The organism is Polaromonas sp. P3_B4 (assembly GCF_056402835.1).
Genome location: NZ_JBFUGQ010000002.1, coordinates 491,045 through 512,294 on the forward strand (window position 1 = coordinate 491,045; position 21,250 = coordinate 512,294).

Here is a 21,250-nt window from a genome sequence, read left to right on the forward strand (position 1 = left end):
GGCTAATGCCAGCGATCTCATTTCAGTCCGTCTCCAAAACCTATTCCTCTGCGCGAAGCCAAACAGGCCCCATTGTCCGGGCGCTTGACGACGTCAGTTTTGACATCCGGCAGGGTGAGTTTTTTGGGCTGCTCGGTCCCAACGGCGCCGGCAAAACCTCTCTCATCAGCATACTCGCCGGCCTTTCGCGTGCCAGCAGCGGCCGGGTCCTGGTGCATGGCAGCGACGTGCTCACCGACTATGCCAATGCAAGGCGAAAGCTCGGCGTCGTACCCCAGGAACTGGTGTTCGACCCCTTTTTCTCCGTGCGCGAGGCGCTGCGCATCCAGTCCGGCTATTTCGGCATCAAACGCAACGACGACTGGATCGACGAACTGCTGGTCAGCCTGGGGCTGGCCGACAAAGCCAATGCCAACATGCGCCAGCTCTCCGGCGGCATGAAACGCCGCGTGCTGGTGGCGCAGGCGCTGGTGCACAAGCCGCAGGTCATCGTGCTCGACGAACCCACCGCCGGCGTTGATGTGGAACTGCGCCAGACGCTGTGGCAGTTCATCGCCAAACTCAACAAGCAGGGCAGCACGGTGCTGCTCACCACGCACTACCTCGAAGAAGCCGAGGCTTTGTGCAGCCGCATCGCCATGCTCAAGCAGGGGCGGGTGGTGGCGCTGGCTCAGACTTCCGAGCTGCTCAAGGCAGCTTCGTCGAACGTGTTGCGCTTCAAGATCGACAGCGAATTGCCGGTGCACCTGGCCGCGCAGGCCCGTATCACCGGGCGCATCGTGCAGTTCCCGGCGCACAACGCCAATGAAATCGAACAATACCTCGCGGCCATCCGTGAGGCGGGGCTGGTCGCGGAAGACGTTGAAATCCGCAAGGCCGACCTGGAAGATGTGTTCCTGGACGTAATGAACAAAAAGCCGGCCGGAGAAGCCACCGAACTGAATTTAATGGGAGTGGCAACATGATCGCGTTCATCCGGGGAAGGGCCGTGCGCCGCGCCGGGCCGCCCCAAGCAAGCACAGCCCCCGAGGGGCTGGAGCCTGCGGCTCCAAAGCTGCTTGAGCAGCTTTGGACAGGCGACAGAGGCGAAGCGTCTCGCGAGCCGCGGCCTGCAAGGCCTCGCGTAGTACGCGAAGCGACAAGCGTGGGGGCTTTTGAATGACTGGCTGGCAAACACTGCTCTACAAGGAAACCCTGCGCTTCTGGAAAGTGGGTTTCCAGACGGTCGGAGCCCCGGTGTTGACCGCCGTGCTCTACATGCTGATCTTTGGCCACGTGCTGCAGGACCAGGTCAAGGTTTACGACCAGGTCAGCTACACCGCCTTCCTGGTGCCCGGACTCGTGATGATGAGCGTGTTGCAGAACGCATTTGCCAACAGCTCTTCCTCGCTGATCCAGAGCAAGATCATGGGCAGCCTGGTGTTTGTGCTGCTCACGCCGCTGTCGCATTGGCACTGGTTTTTTGCGTACGTCGGCTCGTCCGTCGCGCGTGGCCTGCTGGTGGGTACCGGCGTGTTTGCCGTCACCGTATTTTTCGGCCAACCCGCCTTTGTGGCGCCGCTGTGGATTGTGCTGTTTGCGGTACTGGGCGCTGCCATGCTGGGCGCGCTGGGCGTCATCGCCGGGCTGTGGTCTGAAAAGTTCGACCAGATGGCGGCCTTCCAGAATTTCGTCATCATGCCCATGACCTTCCTGAGCGGCGTGTTTTATTCGATTCACTCGCTGCCGCCTTTCTGGCAAAAGGTCAGCCACCTGAATCCGTTTTTCTACATGATTGACGGGTTCCGTTACGGATTTTTCGGCGTCAGCGATGTTTCGCCCTGGCTGAGCCTGGGTATCGTGACCACCGCGCTGCTGGTCGTAAGTGGTGTCGCGGTCAACATGCTGCGCACAGGCTACAAAATCAGACACTAGAGATATGGCCCCCACGTTCGCGCACTTCGTGTCGCTCTCTGCCCCCCGAGGGGGCGCTGCGCCTGCGGCCTGGCAAAGCCAGTTCCGCGGCCCCTGCTTGCGAAGACACTCGTCTCATGCCTCAATAGAAAACTTATGACCAGCGAAGAACTTCAATCCATCATCACCGCAGGCCTGCCGTGCGAACATATCGAACTGTCGGGCGACGGCCGCCATTGGTACGCGACAATCATCTCCAGCGCCTTTGAGGGCCTGCGCTTGATCCAGCGCCACCAGAAGGTGTACGCCACGCTGGGTGGCCGCATGCAGACCGACGAAGTGCATGCGCTGTCGATGAAAACGTATACGCCCACCGAATGGGCCAACAACAACACGCAATAAGAACATGGACAAATTACTCATCAGGGGCGGCAAATCACTCGCCGGCACGGTCGAAATTTCCGGTGCCAAGAATGCCGCGCTCCCGGAACTGTGTGCAGCCCTGCTGACAGCCGACACGGTGACGCTGCAGAATGTGCCGCGCCTGCAGGATGTGGCCACCATGCTCAAGCTGGTGCGCAACATGGGTGTGCAGGCCGAACGCAGCCAGGACGTGCCCAGCACCGTGGTGCTCAATGCTGGCGGCCTGAGCTCACCCGAAGCCCCTTATGAGCTCGTCAAAACCATGCGCGCTTCCGTGCTGGCCCTCGGCCCGCTGCTGGCGCGCTTTGGCGAGGCGACCGTGTCGCTGCCCGGCGGCTGCGCCATTGGTTCGCGGCCGGTCGACCAGCACATCAAGGGTATGCAGGCCATGGGCGCTGAAATTGCCGTGGAGCACGGCTACATGATCGCCAAGCTGCCGGCTGGTCAGAAGCGGCTCAAGGGCACCAGCATTACCACCGACATGGTGACGGTCACCGGCACTGAAAACTTCCTGATGGCGGCCAGCCTGGCAGAAGGCGAAACCATCCTGGAGAACGCCGCGCAGGAGCCCGAGATTGGCGACCTGGCTGAAATGCTCATCAAGATGGGCGCAAAGATTGAAGGCCACGGCACGCGCCGCATCCGCATTCAGGGTGTCGAGCGCCTGCATGGCTGCACCCACCAGGTGGTGGCCGATCGCATTGAAACCGGCACCTTTTTGTGCGCGGTGGCCGCTGCCGGTGGTGACGTGGTTTTGAAGCATGGCCGAGCCGACCACCTCGACGCGGTGATCGACAAGCTGCGCGAAGCCGGCGCCGTGGTAACGGCGGGCGAAGGCTTTATCCGCATCCAGGCCAGCGGCCGAATGAAGGCGCAATCCTTCCGCACGACTGAATACCCCGGCTTCCCGACCGACATGCAGGCGCAGTTCATGGCGCTGAACGCCATCGCACAGGGCAGCAGTACGGTGACCGAGACGATTTTTGAAAACCGCTTCATGCACGTCAACGAGATGGTGCGCCTGGGCGCGAAGATTCAGATCGAAGGCAAGGTCGCGGTCATGGAGGGCGTTGAAAAGCTGTCGGGTGCCACCGTGATGGCCACTGATTTGCGCGCCTCCGCCAGCCTGGTGATTGCCGGCCTGGTGGCCGAAGGCGAAACCATGGTGGACCGCATCTACCACCTGGACCGCGGCTACGACCAGATGGAAGCCAAGCTGCGCGGAATCGGTGCCGACATAGAGCGAGTCAAAGCATGATCACGCTTGCTTTATCCAAGGGCCGCATCTTCGACGACATCCTGCCGCTGCTTAAAAGCGCCGGCATCGAGGTGCTGGACGACCCGGAAAAATCCCGCAAGCTGATCCTGGACACCAACCAGCCTGGCCTGCGCGTGGTGCTGGTGCGCGCCACCGACGTGCCCACCTATGTACAGTACGGCGGTGCCGATCTCGGCGTGGTCGGCAAAGACACGCTGATCGAATCCGGCAGCCAGGGCCTGTACCAGCCGCTCGATTTGCAAATCGCCAAATGCCGCATCAGTGTGGCCGTGCGCGAGGGCTTTGACTACGCCGCCGCCGTGCGCCAGGGCTCGCGCCTGAAAGTGGCCACCAAGTACGTGGCGATTGCCCGGGAGTTTTTCGCCACCAAGGGCGTGCACGTCGACCTGATCAAGCTCTACGGCAGCATGGAGTTGGCGCCGCTCACAGGCCTGGCCGACGCCATCGTCGACCTCGTCTCCACCGGCAGCACGCTCAAGGCCAACCACCTGGTCGAGGTCGAACGCATCATGGACATCAGCTCGCACCTCGTTGTGAACCAGACTGCGCTCAAGCTCAAGCAAGAGCCCATCCGCAAGCTGATAAACGCTTTTTCTGCCGCCACCTCTGCACCTTCCCTTAAATCTTGATGCTATGAAATTAATAGCTGCTCCCGCTCGTCTGTCAACGGTTTCAGCTGATTTTGAGGCTGAATTCAAGGCGCGCCTGCATTGGTCTGCCGACACCGATGCGGCCATTGAGCAACGCGTGGCCGACATCCTGGCCGATGTGCAGCAGCGCGGCGATGCGGCGGTGCTGGAATACACGGCGCGCTTTGATGGCCTGTCAGCTGCGTCGATGGCTGGGCTGGAACTGACGCAGGCGGATTTCAAGGCCGCATTTGATGCCATTCCCGCTGCCCAGCGCGAGGCCCTGCAGGCCGCAGCCGCCCGGGTGCGCAAGTACCACGAGGCACAGAAGAAGGCATCGGGAGAGAGCTGGAGTTATCGCGACGAAGACGGCACGCTGCTGGGCCAGAAGGTCACGCCGCTGGACCGGGTGGGCATTTACGTTCCGGGCGGCAAGGCTGCCTACCCTTCCAGCTTGCTCATGAACGCCATCCCCGCCCACGTGGCTGGTGTGCAAGAGATCATTATGGTGGTGCCAACGCCTGTGCGCGGCAGCGTAGCCACGGGCGGCTCAGGCGACCAGGCGGCGTCGAGCAAAGGCGAGCGCAATGAGCTCGTGCTGGCCGCCGCCTATGTGGCCGGGGTCACCCGCGCCTTCACCATCGGCGGCGCGCAGGCCGTGGCCGCGCTGGCCTACGGCACGCAAACCGTGCCCAAGGTCGACAAGATCACCGGCCCCGGCAATGCTTACGTGGCCAGTGCCAAAAAGCGCGTTTTCGGCACGGTGGGCATCGACATGATTGCCGGCCCGTCTGAAATTCTGGTGCTGGCCGATGGCAGCACGCCCGCCGACTGGGTGGCCATGGACTTGTTCAGCCAGGCCGAGCATGATGAGCTGGCCCAAAGCATCCTGCTGTGCCCCGACGCCGCCTATATCGATGCCGTGCAGGCTGCGATTGACCGGCTGCTGCCCGAAATGCCGCGCGCCGAGATCATCGCCAAGTCCCTCACCGGCCGCGGCGCGCTGATCCACACCCGCAGCATGGAAGAGGCCTGCGAGATCAGCAATCGCATTGCCCCCGAACACCTCGAAGTCTCCAGCCACGACCCGCACAAGTGGGAGCCTCTGCTCAAACACGCCGGCGCGATCTTCCTGGGCGCCTACACCAGCGAATCGCTGGGCGACTACTGCGCCGGCCCCAACCACGTGCTGCCCACCAGCGGCACGGCGCGCTTCAGTTCGCCACTGGGTGTCTACGACTTCCAGAAGCGCTCCAGCCTGATCGAAGTCAGCGAAGCCGGTGCGCAAGTCCTCGGCAAGATCGCCGCAGAACTTGCTTATGGCGAGGGCCTGCAGGCGCATGCTCGCGCGGCCGAAATGCGGCTTTCCAAACCCGATTGAATCGTAAATGACCCGCATTTTCAGATCGCTGAATCTTGTCGTTGCTGCTTGCATTGCGCTGGCAGGGTTGCAGGGCTGCGCGTCCGTGGTGCAACCCTCAGAGAAACCTCCCAATGCGATTGAGCTTTCAGGAGTGGTCTCCGAAGTATCTGCCTCGCCCTACTATGGTTTGAGTTCGGTTCAGCAAAGTAGCGCGACGCTTGCTGGGGGCTCTGCTGGCGTTATGCTGGCCAACGCCATTGGTGCGCAGCAGGGCAATCGCGACGTCAGCTCCATTGTGGTGACCGTTTCAAACATCTTGTCGCTGACGCTTCCTGTGAGTGGCACTTTCCGTTCCGGCGAATGCGTGAAGCTTTTTGTAGATCCCATGTTCAGGGAGCTGCTGAACCGCAAAGACGTGGCCAACATGAGCATGCCCACGGGCTCCGCTTTCGTGCAGAAAAGCAGTTGCTGAGCGAGTCGGCAATCACAATACCGCCAGACAGAATCAATTCACCCATCATGAAACAGTCAGATACCGTACTGGCCTCCGAGCTCAAAAAACTGATTCGCCAGGACGTGCAGTCCATGCATGCCTACGCCATCCAGGACTCGGCCGGCATGGTCAAGCTTGATGCCATGGAGAACCCGCACCGCCTGCCGGCATCGCTGCAGGCCCATCTGGGCCAGCGTCTGGGTGCGCTGGCATTGAACCGCTATCCGGATGGCCGCGTGAATGATCTGCGCAAGGCCCTGGCCGACTATGCGCAGATGCCCGAGGGCTTCGACATCATGCTGGGCAACGGTTCGGACGAGTTGATCTCGCTGCTGGCCATGGCCTGCGATGTGGAAGGGGGCTCCATATTGGCGCCGCTGCCGGGCTTTGTGATGTACGCCATGAGCGCGCAGCTGCAGGGCCTCAAATTCATCGGCGTGCCGCTGACGGCCGACTTTGAGCTCGACCAAGCCGCCATGCTGGCCGCTATTGCCGAACACCAGCCGTCCATCATTTACCTGGCCTACCCGAACAACCCGACGGCCAACCTGTGGGACGACACGGTGATTGAAAAGATCATCGAAGCCGTGGGCGAACAAGGTGGCCTGGTCGTGATGGACGAGGCCTACCAGCCGTTTTCCAGCAAAAGCTACATCGACCGCATCGCCAGGCACAGCCATGTGCTGCTGATGCGCACCCTGAGCAAGTTCGGCCTGGCCGGCGTGCGCATCGGCTACATGATGGGCCCGAAAGCGCTGATTGCCGAGATCGACAAGGTGCGCCCGCCCTACAACATCAGTGTGCTCAACTACGAATGCGCGCTGTTCGCGCTGGAGCACCAGGGTGAATTCGCCGCCCAGGCCGCGGAGCTGGTGGCTCAACGTGCTGTGTTGCTGCAGGCCCTGGCCGGCATGGCGGCCAGGGGCGTCAAAGCCTGGAAAAGCGACGCCAACATGATCCTGGTGCGGGTGCCTGATGCGGCCAAAACCTTTGAAGGCATGAAATCGCGCAAGGTCCTGGTCAAAAACGTTTCTAAAATGCACCCATTGCTGGCCAATTGTTTGCGCCTGACGGTCGGCACCGCGGACGAGAACGTGCAAATGCTGGCGGCGCTTGAAAAATCCCTATGACCACCCCTACCCACGCTCCCCGCATTGCCGAGGTTTCACGCAACACCGCCGAAACCCAGATCATCGTCAAGCTCAACCTGGACGGCACCGGTAAAGCCAGCCTTTCCACGGGCATAGGCTTTTTCGACCACATGCTGGACCAGATCGCCCGCCACGGCCTGATCGACCTCGACATCCAGGCCAAGGGCGATTTGCACATTGACGGCCACCACACGGTGGAAGACGTGGGCATCACGCTGGGCCAGGCCGTGGCCAAGGCTGTGGGAGACAAAAAAGGCCTGCGCCGCTACGGCCACGCCTATGTGCCGCTCGACGAGGCGCTGTCGCGCGTGGTGGTCGATTTTTCGGGCCGTCCGGGCCTCGAGATGCATGTTCCTTTCAAGAGCGGCATGATCGGCACCTTCGACAGCCAGCTCGCCTACGAATTCTTCCAGGGCTTTGTGAACCACGCCTTTGTGACCTTGCACATCGACAACCTCAAGGGCGAGAACGCCCACCACCAGGCCGAAACCGTGTTCAAGGCATTTGCCCGCGCGCTGCGCATGGCGCTGGAGATCGATCCGCGCGCCGCAGGCGTGATTCCATCGACCAAGGGTTCGCTGTAACCCCTTCGCACTCAACGCCGGGAACACGTCCAATCCTTGTTTTAATGCCTGTTTTTGCCTCCAGACCAATGGTGACGGGCGCAAGCAGCTATTAAATTCGTAGCAAACTACCTTTCGACTTTCAATGGCAAAACCCAAAACAGTCGCCGTGGTCGACTACGGCATGGGCAACCTGCACTCCGTGTCACAGGCTGTTCGCCATGTGGCGGGCGGCAGCGGCTTTGACGTGCTGGTCACCTCCCGGGCCGAAGATGTGATGTCGGCCGAACGCATCGTGCTGCCTGGCCAGGGCGCCATTGCCGACTGCATGCGCGAGCTCGCAGATTCCGGCATGCTGGAGTCGGTGCTGCACGCTGCGGCCAACAAGCCGCTGTTCGGTGTTTGTGTTGGCATGCAGATGCTGCTGAGCCACAGCGACGAAGGCCAGCCCGGCGACGGCGGCGTGGGTACCACCGGCCTCGGATTAATCCCTGGGGAGGTCACCAAATTCGAGCTGGCCGGCAAAATCCAGCCCGACGGCAGCCGTTACAAGGTGCCGCAGATGGGCTGGAACCAGGTTTACCAAAATGGTGCGGGCACGGCCAGGGCCCACCCGGTCTGGGCTGGAGTTCCCGACGGCGCGTACTTTTATTTTGTACACAGCTTTTATGCCCGGCCGTCGGATGCACGCCACATCGCGGGGGAGGCCGACTACGGCGCGCGCTTTACGGCGGCGATTGCACGCGATAATATTTTTGCCACCCAGTTCCACCCCGAAAAGAGTGCCGACCACGGGCTGGCCCTGTACCGCAATTTCCTGCACTGGAATCCCTGAATACCTTGGGTCAGACCCGGTACCGGGGCGTCCGGCTTTTTGTTACCCTGAGCGTCCGTTTTGTCCTTTACCGTTTTACCGTCTTTAACCGCACATGCTACTTATCCCCGCGATTGACCTGAAAGACGGTCACTGCGTCCGCCTCAAACAGGGCGACATGGATCAATCCACCATCTTCAGCGAAGACCCGGCCGCCATGGCGCGCAGCTGGGTCGACAAGGGCGCGCGCCGCCTGCACCTGGTGGATTTGAATGGCGCCTTTGCAGGCAAGCCCAAGAATGAGGCTGCCATCAAGCAGATACTGGCCGAGGTCGGCAGCGAAATCGACGTGCAGCTGGGCGGCGGCATCCGTGACCTGGACACCATCGAGCGCTACCTTGACGCCGGCCTGCGCTACGTCATCATCGGCACCGCAGCCGTCAAGAACCCCGGTTTTCTGCAAGACGCCTGCACGGCCTTCGGCGGCCACATCATCGTCGGCCTGGACGCCAAGGACGGCAAGGTCGCCACCGACGGCTGGAGCAAGATGACCGGCCATGAGGTCATCGACCTCGGCAAGAAATTCCAGGACTACGGCGTCGAATCCATCATCTACACCGACATCGGCCGCGACGGCATGCTGACCGGCATCAACATCGACGCCACCGTCAAGCTCGCCCAGGCGCTGACGATTCCCGTGATCGCCTCCGGCGGCCTTTCGAACATGGCCGACATCGAAAAGCTCTGCGAGGTCGAGGAAGAGGGCGTGGAAGGTGTGATCTGCGGGCGCTCGATTTACAGCGGTGATCTCGATTTTGAGAAAGCTCAGGCGAGAGCCGACGAACTAAACGGATGACCACTGCTGCAATAAATAGCGGCGCTGCGCCCCAAGCAAGCAGGGGCCGCGGAACCGGCTCTGCCGGGCCGCAGGCGCAGCGGCCCCCTCGGGGGGCAGGAAGCCACACGCAGTGGGCGACCGTGGGGGCCACATGTTAGCTAAAAGAATCATTCCCTGCCTCGACGTCACCGGCGGCCGTGTCGTGAAGGGCGTCAACTTCACCCAGCTGCGTGACGCAGGCGACCCGGTGGAAATCGCCGCGCGCTACAACGAGCAGGGCGCGGATGAGCTCACCTTCCTCGACATCACGGCCACCAGCGACGGGCGCGACCTGATCCTGCCGATCATCGAAGCGGTGGCTTCGCAGGTGTTTATTCCACTCACCGTGGGCGGCGGTGTGCGCACCGTTGAAGACGTGCGTCGCCTTCTCAATTCCGGGGCCGACAAGACCAGTTTCAACTCGGCCGCCATCGCCAACCCGCAGGTGATCGCTGACGCTTCTGCCAAATACGGCTCGCAGTGCATCGTGGTGGCGATCGACGCCAAGCGCCGCGGCGCGGAAGACGAAAAGCGCCTCACACCCGCCGGCGAACCGGTCGGCCCGGGCTGGGACGTCTACAGCCATGGCGGGCGCAAGAACACCGGCCTGGACGCCGTGGCCTGGGCCACCGAGATGGCGCGCCGCGGTGCCGGCGAAATTTTGCTGACCAGCATGGACCGCGACGGCACCAAGTCGGGCTTTGACCTGGCCCTGACCCGCGCGGTGAGTGACGCCATCAGCGTGCCGGTGATCGCCTCGGGCGGCGTCGGCAACCTGGAGCATCTGGCCGACGGCATACAGACCGGCGGCGCCGACGCGGTGCTGGCCGCCAGCATTTTTCATTACGGTGAATACACGGTGCAGCAGGCGAAAGCTCACATGGCGGCACGCGGCATCCCTGTCCGTCTGTAGCATTTCTTAAGCGGTTTTGGCCTGTAGCCCAATGAATACAGGCGCAAGCAGCTCCTGATTTGATAGCGAATCATTTTCCGGCGAAACTGGCGTCAGCACAGAGCCCCCGTGGTTTGGCGGCTTGTAATACAGCTGTTCAACGCAATCTTGGACAATACACACCATGAACTGGTTAGATGAAGTCAGCTGGGACGACAAGGGCCTGATCCCCGTCATTGCACAAGAAGCCTCCAGCGGCGATGTGCTCATGTTCGCCTGGATGAACCGGGAGGCGCTGCAAAAAACTGCCGAGCTTGGTCAGGCGGTGTATTTCAGCCGCTCGCGCGGGCGGCTCTGGCACAAGGGTGAGGAATCCGGCAACCAGCAAACGGTGCATGAGATCCGCCTGGACTGCGACAACGACGTGATCCTGCTCAAGGTGACGCAGCTGGGCCACACGCCGGGCATAGCTTGCCACACGGGCCGCCACAGCTGCTTTTTCAGTGTGTATAAAGACGGTCAATGGGTGGTGACCGAGCCGGTCCTGAAAGACCCGACAACCATGTATAAAAAAGCATCAACAGACTCCGGCAAACATGACCACGAATGACTCCCTCCAGCGCCTGGCGCAGATCATCGAAAGCCGCAAGGCGGCCAACGGCGGTGACCCGGACACCAGCTATGTGGCGCGCCTGCTGCATAAAGGCCCCGACGCTTTCCTGAAAAAAATCGGCGAAGAAGCCACGGAAACCGTGATGGCGGCCAAAGACATCGACCGCGGCGGGCCCACGGCAGAGCTCAAGGGCAAGCTGGTTGGCGAAGTGGCCGATCTGTGGTTTCACAGCCTGATTGCGCTGGCGCATTACGGCCTCAGCCCGCTGGACGTGATTGCCGAGCTGGAGCGCCGCGAAGGCACCAGCGGCATCGAGGAAAAAGCCTTGCGCAAGGCCCAGCACCGTGATGCGGCCGAAAAGCCCTGAGACGGGCGTTTCCTGGCCCCACACCGTGGCTGATTTTTCTTCTCCCTGATATCGCTTTGACTGGAACCTGAACGCATGGAAACCGACCTGGCCGAATTCGAAGGCAAGAATCCCAACGACCGCGCCGTCATGCATGTGCTGTACGGCCTGCACACGCTGGCCTGGTTCAGCGGCGGTGTGTTTGCGGTGATCGCCGTCATCATCAACTACATTCGCCGCGCGGATGAAACCGATGCGCTCTACATCGACCACCACAACTACATGATCCGCACCTTCTGGTGGACGCTGGCCTGGCTGGTGCTTCTGTCGCCGCTGTGGCTGTTGATTGTGCCGGGGTGGGTGGCCTATGGCATTGTCTGCCTCTGGTACCTGTACCGCTGCGTGCGCGGCTGGATGCGTTTTAACAGCCATCGCCCCACATAAGCCCTTTCAGCCACGACCCAAGCCATGAACCATTCCGACACCTGCATTTTTTGCAAGATCGCTGCGGGCACCATTCCAAGCCGGAAGGTGTACGAAGACGACGAGCTGTACGCTTTTCACGACATCAACCCGTGGGCGCCCGTGCATTTCCTGATCATTCCCAAGGACCATATTCCGTCCATGGCCCAGGTCGGCCCCGAACACGCCGCCCTGCTGGGGCGCATGATGGTGCTGGCCCCCAAACTGGCGATGGAGCAGGGCTGTAACCCCTATCCGGAGGGCGGCTACCGGATCGTGACCAATACCGGCGCCGAGGGTGGCCAAGAGGTGCATCACCTGCACTTTCACGTGATCGGCGGCCCTCGTCCATGGCTGAAGGGCTAGAAGGGTTACAAGCCAAAGGGAACCCTGGTGCGCACAACCACACTAAACCGGTAGGCCAATGTGTGTAATCGGTTTTCCGGCAGGCAGGGCCTTTAGAATCAACGCAATTGCGTGCAAACCGCCCCAAACCGGCAATGTTGCATTTACACCTGTATTTACAGATTAGGAGCAAATCATGGGTTCATTTTCCATTTGGCACTGGCTGATCGTGCTGTTGATCGTGGTGATGGTGTTCGGCACCAAAAAGCTCAAAAACATGGGCAGCGATCTCGGCGGCGCCGTCAAGGGTTTTAAAGACGGCATGAAGGACGGCAGCCAGACGCCCGCCGACGTGCCCGTGCCGCCCGCCAGCGTGACCAACGCCCAGGCCGCTGACAAAACGACAATCGACGTTGAAGCCAAGCAGAAGTCTTGAGCGCAATCATCTGACGCAACCTTCCAGCGACACCTTCTGCAGTGATTGATCTAGGCATCTCCAAAATGGCGCTCATCGGCGCCGTGGCGCTGATCGTTATCGGCCCGGAGAAGCTGCCGCGCGTGGCGCGTACCGTGGGTACGTTGCTGGGTAAGGCCCAGCGTTATGTGGCCGACGTCAAAAACGAGGTCAACCGCTCCATGGAGCTGGACGAGCTCAAGAAGATGAAGGAAACCGTTGAGGGCGCCGCCCGTGACGTCGAGAACTCCATCCAGACCAACGCCAGCGATTTCGAAAAATCCTGGGCCGAGGCCACGGGAGAGTCGTCCTCCGGCGCTTTGCCGGGCATGGAAATCTTCCCCGAGTACAGGCACCCGAAAAAGAAGTGGCGGCTCAAGCAGGGCGCGACGCCCCAGTGGTACAAGGCCCGTTCGGGCGTACGCACCAAGGCCCAGTCCGGCGCGGCCCGCGTGGCGCGCTTCCGTCCGCAGCCGGGCCGCATGCCTTGAGCTGCTTTCCTGCTGATTCCTTCCTGTTTGCGTGCCTCCCCGCGCAGCCCCACCAGCGCAAATTCCCCTCATGAGCGATCCCCACACCGACAAGCCCGACGAACTCGCGGGCACCGAGCAGCCTTTTGTGCAGCACCTCGTGGAGCTGCGCGACCGGATGATCAAAGCGGTGATTGCCATCGGCATTGCGGCCGCCGTGCTGGCGGTATACCCCGGCGCCAGCGCACTCTATGACCTGATGGCCGCCCCGCTGGTGGCCACGCTCCCCAAGGGCGCCACGCTGATCGCCATCAGCGTGATCACGCCGTTCGTGGTGCCCATCAAGATCCTCTTCATGGCCGCCTTCATGATCGCGCTGCCGGTGGTGCTGTACCAGGTGTGGGCCTTTGTCGCACCGGGCCTGTATTCGCATGAGAAAAAACTGGTCATGCCGCTGGTGGTTTCCAGCACCCTGCTGTTTTTCATCGGCGTGGCGTTTTGTTATTACTTCGTGTTTGGCCAGGTGTTCGCCTTCATCCAGAGCTTTGCGCCCAAGTCCATCACGGCGACGCCGGACATCGAGGAATACCTGAGCTTCGTGCTGGGCATGTTCCTCGCGTTCGGGCTGGCCTTTGAAGTGCCGATTGCGGTGATCCTGCTGGTGCGCATGGGCATACTCACCGTGGCCCAGCTGCGCCAGTACCGCGGCTATTTCTGGGTGATCGCCGCCATCGGCACCGCCCTGGTCACGCCGCCCGACGCCGGCTCCATGATCATGCTGCTGATGGTGGTGGGCGGACTGTATGAGGTCGGCATCCTGGCGGCCCTGTTGTTCGTCAAGCACACCAAGGTGCCAGAGACTGACAGCGACACCGAAGTAGCCAAACCCTGACTTCCGCCGGCGCTCGCCGGCTCAGCCCCTCCCGCATGCACGGGACGTCAAATCTTTTTGGAAAAAAACGGCCACGGCCCAATGTGGCCGTGCGCAAGTCGCTATTAATTTGGTAGCATCTTCATGCACGATTGCAGCGTGCTGACGCCGCCCCGGCCGGTCAGCGCTGCTGTACCTTGGGCCGCTGGCGCTTGCCGGGCGTCACCGGGATCTCGGTCTGCTTGTCCTTGCGCAGCACCGTCAACGGCGCCGGCGTGCCGGGCTTGAGGGCTGCCACAGCGGTCAACAACTGGCTCACGTTGCGTACGCCCTTGCCGTTCACGGCGGTGATCACGTCGCCGGGTAGAAGGCCGGCCTGCGCGGCCGGGCCGTTTTGCAGAACGCCGGTGATGATGACACCACCCTCTTTGGCCGCAGCCGCCGGAAGGCCGAATGTTTCAGCGAGTTCGGGGTTGAGGTCCTGCGGCTCCACGCCGATCCAGCCCCGCGTGACCTGGCCGTCCTTCACGATGCCGTCGAGCACCAGCTTGGCAGTCGACACCGGGATGGCGAAACCAATGCCCATGGAGCCCCCCGAGCGCGAATAAATCGCGGTGTTGATGCCCATCAGGTTGCCGTTCACGTCGACCAGCGCGCCGCCCGAGTTGCCGGGGTTGATGGCGGCGTCGGTCTGGATGAAATTTTCAAAGGTGTTGATGCCCAGCTGGTTGCGCCCCAGTGCGCTCACGATGCCGCCGGTGACCGTCTGGCCCACGCCAAACGGGTTGCCGATGGCCAGCACGGCGTCGCCCACCTGCAAGGCGTCGGAGTTGCCCAGCACGATGACGGGCAGCTTGTCCAGGTCGATCTTGAGGATGGCCAGGTCGGTGTCCGGGTCGGTGCCTATGACCTGTGCTTTTGCCTTGCGCGTGTCGTTGAGGATGACTTCGATCTCGTCGGCGCCTTCCACCACGTGGTTGTTGGTCAGGATGTAGCCGCTGGCGCTGATGATGACGCCGCTGCCCAGTCCGCCCTGCGGTTCATTGGGGCTCTGGTCGCCGAAGAAAAACTTGAACCACGGGTCTTCGGCATGCGGGTTTTTGGCGGCGGCCTTGCTGGTGTTGATGCTGACCACCGCTGCCGAGGCAACTTTGGCCGCCGATGCGAAGCCGCTTCCGGCACCGCCGCTGCGCGGTGCGGTGCCGGCCGGGGCCTCGATGACGGACACGCCCGGCATGTTGCCGCGGTCCAGCCACTGCGGCTTGAGCGTGGCCACCACGAAGTAGGCCGCCAGCAGGACGGTGACGGTTTGGGAAAAAAGAAGCCAGGTGCGTTTCATGAGGCGTGAGGGTCGGCGTGCCGGTACGAAGGTGCGGAAGACGAAAGGGGGCGGGAATCCGGGGCGGCACAGGGCCGGAAGGGGCGCGGCGCCAACTGATGGAGTTTATCGCTTCGGGTCCCCGCTCGCTGTAAGGAAGCACGCCGGCTGGCTCCGGTACCATGTTCCTGGCTGCCGCAAGGCCGCAGCCGCGGGCAGCCTGAACCGCCGCCCGCGGTCAACAACCATAACGGAGGTGACAACATGCATCAGTGTTCAAGGCGGACCTGGCTCGCGCGTGGCGCGGCCGCATTGACAGCGGGTTCGGCGGGACTGGCATTGCCGGTTCTGGCCGCACCCACGGCGACGAAATTTCCGGCCAGTGTGGTGGCGCAGGGCACCACACTGCAGCTCAACGGCGCCGGCACCCGCTTCAAGGCCATTTTCAAGGTCTATGACATGGCCCTGTACACGAGCCGCAAGGTCTCGTCGGCCGACGAGGCGATGAAGCTGGGCACGCCCATCCGCCTGGCTTTTGTGGCGCTGCGCGAAGTCTCCGGCACCGACCTGGGCCGGCTCTTCCTGCGCGGCATGGCCGACAACTCAAGCCGCGATGCGGTCAGCCGCCACTCGGTGTCGAGCAACCGTCTGATCGATATCTTCTCGGGCCGCAGCAAGCTGATGCCCGGCGATTCGTTCGCGATGGAGTTTGTTCCGGGCAAGGGCACCAGCTTTTTCATCGCCGAGCAGCCGCAGGGCGCAGCGGTCGGTGATGCGGAGTTCTTTCGCATGGTGCTGGGCATCTGGCTGGGGTCCGTTCCGGCGGACTTCATGCTCAAGGACGCTTTGCTGGGCCTCGAGAAAAGCTGAGCATCCTCAGGCAGCGCCCTGAGACAATGGGGCCATGAGCACCACACGACAGGACTTGCTGCAGGCCTTTGACACGCTTTTGCAGCCCGCGCGCTTCAAGGACTACGGCCCCAACGGTCTGCAGGTCGAAGGCAAACCCTCGGTCGGCAAGATTGTTTCCGGCGTTACCGCCAGCCTGGCGCTGATCGAAGCGGCCATTGCGGCGCAGGCCGACGCCATCTTTGTGCACCACGGCCTGTTCTGGCGTGGCCAGGACGGCCGCGTCACGGGCTGGATGAAGCAGCGCCTGGCCTTGTTGCTGGCGCACGACATCAACCTCTACGCCTATCACCTGCCGCTGGACGCGCACCCCGAGCTCGGCAATAACGCCCAGCTGGGCTTGCAACTGGGCCTCACGGCGACGGGGCGTTTCGGCGAACAGGACCTGGGTTTTATCGGTGGGCGCGTCGACGGAGGGCAGTTTCCAGATGCCGGCGCACTGGCAACACATCTGGAAAAAGTACTTAATCGGGCTGTAACCAAAGCAGGACCAGCGCAAGCAGCTATTAAAAACATAGCATGGTGCACGGGCGGCGCGCAGGGGTATTTTGAGGCGGCGATTGCCGCAGGCGCCGACGCCTTCATCACCGGCGAGATTTCCGAACCCCAGGCGCACTACGCGCGCGAGATGGGCGTGGTCTTTATTGCCTGCGGGCACCACGCCTCCGAGCGCTACGGTGCACCGGCCGTGGCGGCGCAGGTTGCCACGCAGCTGGGCCTTGCCCACCAGTTCATCGACATCGACAACCCGGCCTGAAGCTTTTTCCCGAGAGGATCAGGCCGGCTTGTGGCGCTGCCGCCCGGCGCGGCCGGTGTTGGAACTGGCGGGTTTGGCCCGCAGCGGTGTTTGCGGCGCGGCGTTTCGCAGCGCATGCCAGCTGGAGCCCAGCTCGGCATGCTCCACCGGCACGGCGGTGCGGGTTTCCGGGTCCAGCAGCGCGGCGCGGGAGCGCATGGCGCGGGCAGCCTGCGCCACAGACTGCGCTTCGTGCAGCAGCTGGGCGACGTCCTTGCCGGCGACCGACAGATGAACGATGCCGACGGCAATGTCCGGCTTGATCCGGGCACGCCCCCCGCCCAGGGCCGTCACGTCCATCGGCCGGCGCAGGTCGGAGGCCACGCGCAGGCCCAGTGTGCGTATCCAGCGCGGCGAATGCATGGTTTCCAGCAGCACGACAAAGCAGCGGTCATAGTAGCGGCCGGCCGGGTTGACGGCGCCGGTGTGACGCTGAATGCGGCGCGCCATCTGGATATAGATTTCGTTCAGGCCGGCCTGGCCGATCTGGGGCAGCAGGCCTTCGGGCTCGAACAGCAGCACGGCCATCAGCGCGCCGTCGCGCCGCGTGCGCAGACGCCGGCGCTGCGCACGGATGATTTTCTGCACCATCGCCACGCCGTCATAGAGCTGGGTGATCGGGTCGTGCCCCGACGCTTCGCCGTGCTTCAATTGCCGCGTCTGCCGGTTGCGCAGCCACAGCATGGCGGCCGTGATGACCACACTGAGCAAGGCTGCCATGGCCACGCCGGCCTGCAGCGGCAGTGAAAACCGGGTGGGGCTCAGCGCCAGGCCGTACAGGCCGATCTGCGCGGGCAGCGTCAGCAGGCAGCCCAGCGCCAGGCCCCAGGCCATCCGGTCACCGAGTTGCGTGGCGCGAACCGACAGCCACAGCACCACGGAAAGATTGACGACGGCGAGCGTTGCCGAGGCGGGCAGGGCCCACTGCGGCTCCAGCAGCAGGCAGAGCGGCCCGCCGGCGATGCAGACCAGGGTGATGGTTAACAGGCTGACCTTCATCAGGTGGTCGCGCTGGTGGGCCGACAGCCATTTGCTGGCGCCGAAGCTGCCCATCGACGCGCAAGCCGGCCCGACAAGGAGTTGCGCAATGCCCAGCGACTCCTTGCCGTCCGGCCAGAGCTCCATGGGCAGGCCGCACAGCAGCATCACCACCAGCCAGCAAAGCACGAGGTAAGCCAGGGTCTGCCAGGCAGCGCGGGTGCGGCTGTAAAGGGCATCGGCCAGGGCCAGCAGCAGCACCAGGCCAAGTGCGCCGGCCGCAGCACTCCACAGCATCATTTCACCGTCGGACATCAGGACGGGCATGGCAGCATTCATGGCAGGCTGATGTCCTGTGCGCTGGCGGGCTGCCGCTGCGATGTGGTTTGCGCCAAAATACCCCCAGCATGCATCTGACCGACCCCCCTGAATTCATTGATCCGGCGCCGCGCTGTGCAGCCGGTGTGTTGACCTGTTTCTTTGTGATTATGGGCTGTCCTGTAACCAAATGCACCCTGCGGCCGCAATTCACCGCGGCGGCGCCCGGCTTGTGAACAAGCCGCTGCTCATCACCATGGGTGACGCCGCCGGCATCGGCCCGGAGATCATCGCCAGGGCTTTTCGCGATGCACCCGTTGAAATGGCGGGCTGCACCGTGGTGGGTGATGTCGCCACGATGCGCCGCGCTGCCGCGCTGACAGCGTCCCCGCTGGCGCTGCCGGTGGCCCGGCTGGACGCCCTGGCCGATGCGGTGGGGGTGCCGCCCCATTGCATCGGGGTGTTGCAAAAATGCGAGTTGGAGGCCGTGCCTTACGGCCAGGTCAATGCGCAGGCGGGCCAGGCCGCGGCCGACTGCATCGTCTGGGCTGCCCGCAGCGTGCTGGCCGGTGAGGCGTGCGCCATGGTGACAGCGCCCATCCACAAGGAAGCATTGGCGGCGGCCGGCGGCTGGGCAGCGGCCTTTCCGGGCCACACCGAAATGCTCCAGGCTGAAGCTGCCGCTTTTCTGGGTAAATCGGCGGCGGACGTGCCGGTGCGCATGATGCTGGCCAACGACGAACTCAAGACCGTGTTGGTGAGCATTCACATGTCACTGCGGCACGCCATTGAGGCCGTCACCTTTGACAACGTGTTGCAGACCTTGCGCATCACCCATCGCGCAGTGGCTGCCAGCCTGGGCCGGGCACCGCGCATTGCGGTGGCGGGGCTGAATCCGCACGCCGGTGAAGGCGGACTGTTCGGCAGCGAAGAGCAGGCCATCATCGCGCCGGCCATCGCTACCGCCCGCGCAGAAGGGCTGGATGTGAGCGGTCCCTTCGCACCCGACACGGTATTCATGCGCGCGCGCCATGCCGCCGGCAAGCCCGGCGAGTTTGACGTGGTGGTGGCGATGTACCACGACCAGGGGCTGATCCCGGTCAAGTACCTGGGCGTGGAGCAGGGCGTGAATGTGACGCTGGGCCTCCCGCTGGTGCGCACGAGCCCAGACCACGGCACGGCGTTTGACATCGCCGGCACGGGGCGCGCGGACGCATCCAGCTTGCTGGCGGCTGTTCGCATGGCGCGCCAGCTTGTTGTCGGCTAAAAATCAAGCGAAATCGGGCTCTGACCCAATAGCAGTCTGCGCTAGCAGCTATTGAATCAATAGCAAGCACCGTCTCTTCGCAAGCGGGGGCCGCGGTCTGGCTTTGCCAGCCGCAAGGCGCCGTCCCCTGTAGGGGAGAGGCCCGCTACACGAAGTGAGCGGGCAACAGGGGGGTAGATATCTTTCAAGCAGGGGCCGCGGATCTGGCTTTGCCAGTCCGCAGGCGCCGTCCCCTGTAGGGGAGAGGTCCGCTACACGAAGTGAGCGAGCCACAGGGGGGTTACTTTTTCAGACTGTCGCGGATTTCACGCAGCAGCACGATGTCTTCAGGCGGCGCGGCGGGCGGTGGCGCGGCTTCGTGGTGGCGTTTGAGCCGGTTGATCTGCTTGACCATCAGGAAAATGATGAAGGCCAGGATGACGAAGTTGACGCTCACCGTCAGGAAGTGGCCATAGGCAAAGACCGGGACGCCGGCTTTTTTGAGGGCTTCAAGCGACATGTCGGTGCCCGGCGGCACGGTGCCAAGCAATACGTACATGCTGGAAAAGTCCAGCTTGCCGAAGACCAGGCCCACCAGCGGCATGATCAGGTCGCTCACCACGGCGTCGACGATCTTGCCGAAAGCGGCGCCAATGATCACGCCTACGGCCAGATCGATCACATTGCCCTTGACGGCAAATTCCTTGAATTCCTGCATCATTCCCATGAGTCTCTCCTGTTATTGGCAGCGGTTGCCGGCCGTACCGGCGTTCTGAAAAAAATGATTATGAAGGCTGGCCGTGTTTTCGGGCGGCGCGGAAGGGGCGGCTTGCAACAAAGTATGCGAAGGCGGCCGACTGCCTTAAAAACAGGCACTTCCAGCCCAGCCATGCGGGCCGCCACCGCCCGGGCCGGGCCCTCCGCCTTGAAAAACGACATCGCGCTCCGCTACAATTGCGGGTTGACCCCACTAAGCCTCCCACCAAGCCTATTTCAAGCCAGTTCTTGAAGGACTCTCATGACCCAAGCAAGCGAAGCAAGCGCGAACGGTGTGCCCCACGGCGCCCCCGTCGATAAAGATAAAAGAAACTGGCTCGTGGCCACCTGCGCTGTAGGCGGCGCAGGCGTTGCAGCCACCGCAATCCCCTTTGTCAGCACTTTCCAGCCCTCCGAAAAAGCCAAGGCTGCCGGTGCGGCCGTCGAGGTCGATATTTCCGGCGTGAAGCCCGGCGAAAAGATCACGGTGGAATGGCGCGGCAAGCCCGTCTGGATCATCAAACGCACGCCCGAGCAGCTCGCCGAGCTGCCCAAGGTCGACGCCCTCCTGGCCGACCCCAAATCCGAGCGCAAGCCCGACGAACTGACCCCTGAATACGCCCGCAACGAAAACCGCTCCATCAAGCCCGAAACGCTTGTGGTGGTGGGCATCTGCTCGCACCTGGGCTGCTCGCCTTCCGACAAGTTCCAGCCTGGCGCGCAGCCTTCGCTGCCCAACGACTGGGCCGGCGGTTTCCTGTGCCCCTGCCATGGCTCGACCTTCGACATGGCTGGCCGCGTGTACAAGAACAAGCCCGCGCCGGACAACCTGGAAGTGCCGCCGCACATGTACCTTTCGGACACCCGTCTGCTGATTGGTGAAGACAAGAAGGCCTGAAGGCGCTTGCCGTAACCCGCGTTAACCAAGCTCCTTCACAAGACCCTGTAGCCAGCACCTGATACCCGCCGACCTTTCTGCCGCGTACCAGGT

General features: G+C 62.8%; 26 protein-coding genes. 23 read left to right on the top strand and 3 right to left on the bottom strand.

Annotation, left to right across the window (positions count from 1 at the left end; genetic code table 11):
- The first annotated feature begins 5 nt into the window (after positions 1-5).
- The 19 genes from AC1DVV_RS19030 (at position 6) to tatC (ending at position 13,959) form a co-directional block, all read left to right on the top strand.
- Positions 6-965 carry an ABC transporter ATP-binding protein gene (locus tag AC1DVV_RS19030; RefSeq protein WP_457279717.1) on the top strand — a complete coding sequence of 320 codons (960 nt, stop codon included), beginning with the start codon at positions 6-8 and terminating at the stop codon, positions 963-965.
- Between the two features lie 193 nt (positions 966-1,158).
- Positions 1,159-1,914, top strand: a complete 756-nt coding sequence (locus AC1DVV_RS19035; RefSeq protein ID WP_457279716.1) for an ABC transporter permease — start codon at positions 1,159-1,161, stop codon at positions 1,912-1,914.
- A 135-nt stretch (positions 1,915-2,049) separates the two neighbouring features.
- Positions 2,050-2,295: a BolA family protein gene (locus tag AC1DVV_RS19040; protein WP_457279715.1), complete on the top strand. Its 246-nt coding sequence runs from the start codon at positions 2,050-2,052 to the stop codon at positions 2,293-2,295.
- Positions 2,296-2,299: 4 nt separating this feature from the next.
- Complete coding sequence (gene murA / locus AC1DVV_RS19045; RefSeq protein WP_457279714.1) at positions 2,300-3,574, top strand: UDP-N-acetylglucosamine 1-carboxyvinyltransferase; 1,275 nt, start codon at positions 2,300-2,302, stop codon at positions 3,572-3,574.
- Complete coding sequence (gene hisG / locus AC1DVV_RS19050; protein WP_457279713.1) at positions 3,571-4,224, top strand: ATP phosphoribosyltransferase; 654 nt, start codon at positions 3,571-3,573, stop codon at positions 4,222-4,224. Before murA ends, hisG begins: the two co-directional genes overlap by 4 nt.
- Positions 4,225-4,228: 4 nt before the next feature.
- Positions 4,229-5,605 carry a histidinol dehydrogenase gene (gene hisD, locus AC1DVV_RS19055; RefSeq protein ID WP_477666055.1) on the top strand — a complete coding sequence of 459 codons (1,377 nt, stop codon included), beginning with the start codon at positions 4,229-4,231 and terminating at the stop codon, positions 5,603-5,605.
- Positions 5,606-5,612: 7 nt separating this feature from the next.
- Positions 5,613-6,059, top strand: a complete 447-nt coding sequence (locus tag AC1DVV_RS19060; protein WP_477666056.1) for a hypothetical protein — start codon at positions 5,613-5,615, stop codon at positions 6,057-6,059.
- Between the two features lie 47 nt (positions 6,060-6,106).
- Entirely contained in the window at positions 6,107-7,210 is a 1,104-nt protein-coding gene (hisC, locus tag AC1DVV_RS19065; protein WP_477666057.1) for a histidinol-phosphate transaminase, read from the top strand.
- Positions 7,207-7,815 (top strand): imidazoleglycerol-phosphate dehydratase HisB, encoded by a 609-nt coding sequence (gene hisB, locus AC1DVV_RS19070; RefSeq protein ID WP_457279710.1) that lies wholly within the window; start codon positions 7,207-7,209, stop codon positions 7,813-7,815. Before hisC ends, hisB begins: the two co-directional genes overlap by 4 nt.
- A gap of 124 nt (positions 7,816-7,939) precedes the next feature.
- Positions 7,940-8,629, top strand: coding sequence for an imidazole glycerol phosphate synthase subunit HisH (gene hisH, locus AC1DVV_RS19075; protein ID WP_457279709.1), 690 nt, complete (start codon positions 7,940-7,942; stop codon positions 8,627-8,629).
- Between the two features lie 94 nt (positions 8,630-8,723).
- Complete coding sequence (gene hisA / locus AC1DVV_RS19080) at positions 8,724-9,464, top strand: 1-(5-phosphoribosyl)-5-[(5-phosphoribosylamino)methylideneamino]imidazole-4-carboxamide isomerase (RefSeq protein ID WP_332700223.1); 741 nt, start codon at positions 8,724-8,726, stop codon at positions 9,462-9,464.
- A 133-nt stretch (positions 9,465-9,597) separates the two neighbouring features.
- Complete coding sequence (hisF, locus tag AC1DVV_RS19085) at positions 9,598-10,398, top strand: imidazole glycerol phosphate synthase subunit HisF (protein WP_477690033.1); 801 nt, start codon at positions 9,598-9,600, stop codon at positions 10,396-10,398.
- 163 nt (positions 10,399-10,561) lie between these two features.
- Positions 10,562-10,987, top strand: a complete 426-nt coding sequence (gene hisI, locus AC1DVV_RS19090) for a phosphoribosyl-AMP cyclohydrolase (protein WP_457279707.1) — start codon at positions 10,562-10,564, stop codon at positions 10,985-10,987.
- Positions 10,974-11,357, top strand: a complete 384-nt coding sequence (locus AC1DVV_RS19095) for a phosphoribosyl-ATP diphosphatase (protein WP_457279706.1) — start codon at positions 10,974-10,976, stop codon at positions 11,355-11,357. The genes hisI and AC1DVV_RS19095 overlap by 14 nt, the downstream gene beginning before the upstream one ends.
- Positions 11,358-11,432: 75 nt before the next feature.
- Positions 11,433-11,780, top strand: a complete 348-nt coding sequence (locus AC1DVV_RS19100; protein WP_457279705.1) for a DUF4870 family protein — start codon at positions 11,433-11,435, stop codon at positions 11,778-11,780.
- Positions 11,781-11,804: 24 nt separating this feature from the next.
- Complete coding sequence (locus AC1DVV_RS19105) at positions 11,805-12,164, top strand: histidine triad nucleotide-binding protein (protein ID WP_457279704.1); 360 nt, start codon at positions 11,805-11,807, stop codon at positions 12,162-12,164.
- Positions 12,165-12,339: 175 nt separating this feature from the next.
- Positions 12,340-12,579, top strand: coding sequence for a Sec-independent protein translocase subunit TatA (gene tatA / locus AC1DVV_RS19110; RefSeq protein WP_122955331.1), 240 nt, complete (start codon positions 12,340-12,342; stop codon positions 12,577-12,579).
- A gap of 41 nt (positions 12,580-12,620) precedes the next feature.
- Positions 12,621-13,088 carry a Sec-independent protein translocase protein TatB gene (gene tatB, locus AC1DVV_RS19115; RefSeq protein ID WP_457279703.1) on the top strand — a complete coding sequence of 156 codons (468 nt, stop codon included), beginning with the start codon at positions 12,621-12,623 and terminating at the stop codon, positions 13,086-13,088.
- A gap of 70 nt (positions 13,089-13,158) precedes the next feature.
- Complete coding sequence (tatC, locus tag AC1DVV_RS19120) at positions 13,159-13,959, top strand: twin-arginine translocase subunit TatC (RefSeq protein ID WP_457279702.1); 801 nt, start codon at positions 13,159-13,161, stop codon at positions 13,957-13,959.
- A 160-nt stretch (positions 13,960-14,119) separates the two neighbouring features.
- On the opposite strand, the gene AC1DVV_RS19125 is transcribed toward tatC, so the two are convergent.
- Positions 14,120-15,277: a S1C family serine protease gene (locus AC1DVV_RS19125; RefSeq protein WP_457279701.1), complete on the bottom strand. Its 1,158-nt coding sequence runs from the start codon at positions 15,275-15,277 to the stop codon at positions 14,120-14,122.
- A gap of 243 nt (positions 15,278-15,520) precedes the next feature.
- Here AC1DVV_RS19125 and AC1DVV_RS19130 point away from each other — a divergent pair, with 243 nt between their 5' ends.
- Both AC1DVV_RS19130 and AC1DVV_RS19135 read left to right on the top strand, forming a co-directional pair.
- Positions 15,521-16,126 (top strand): chalcone isomerase family protein, encoded by a 606-nt coding sequence (locus AC1DVV_RS19130; protein WP_457279700.1) that lies wholly within the window; start codon positions 15,521-15,523, stop codon positions 16,124-16,126.
- 34 nt (positions 16,127-16,160) lie between these two features.
- Positions 16,161-16,922, top strand: a complete 762-nt coding sequence (locus AC1DVV_RS19135; RefSeq protein ID WP_477701729.1) for a Nif3-like dinuclear metal center hexameric protein — start codon at positions 16,161-16,163, stop codon at positions 16,920-16,922.
- A gap of 18 nt (positions 16,923-16,940) precedes the next feature.
- Here AC1DVV_RS19135 and AC1DVV_RS19140 read toward each other — a convergent pair whose 3' ends face one another.
- Complete coding sequence (locus AC1DVV_RS19140) at positions 16,941-18,266, bottom strand: hypothetical protein (RefSeq protein WP_457306555.1); 1,326 nt, start codon at positions 18,264-18,266, stop codon at positions 16,941-16,943.
- 223 nt (positions 18,267-18,489) lie between these two features.
- On the opposite strand from AC1DVV_RS19140, the gene pdxA reads away from it, so the two are divergent.
- The gene (gene pdxA / locus AC1DVV_RS19145; RefSeq protein WP_457279697.1) at positions 18,490-19,524 is read left to right on the top strand and encodes a 4-hydroxythreonine-4-phosphate dehydrogenase PdxA; all 1,035 of its coding nucleotides are present in this window, start codon (positions 18,490-18,492) and stop codon (positions 19,522-19,524) included.
- 280 nt (positions 19,525-19,804) lie between these two features.
- Here the strand turns inward: pdxA and mscL are convergent, their stop codons facing one another.
- Complete coding sequence (mscL, locus tag AC1DVV_RS19150) at positions 19,805-20,230, bottom strand: large conductance mechanosensitive channel protein MscL (RefSeq protein WP_457279696.1); 426 nt, start codon at positions 20,228-20,230, stop codon at positions 19,805-19,807.
- A gap of 291 nt (positions 20,231-20,521) precedes the next feature.
- Here mscL and petA point away from each other — a divergent pair, with 291 nt between their 5' ends.
- Positions 20,522-21,157 (top strand): ubiquinol-cytochrome c reductase iron-sulfur subunit, encoded by a 636-nt coding sequence (gene petA, locus AC1DVV_RS19155; protein WP_457279695.1) that lies wholly within the window; start codon positions 20,522-20,524, stop codon positions 21,155-21,157.
- Positions 21,158-21,250 lie beyond the last annotated feature (93 nt).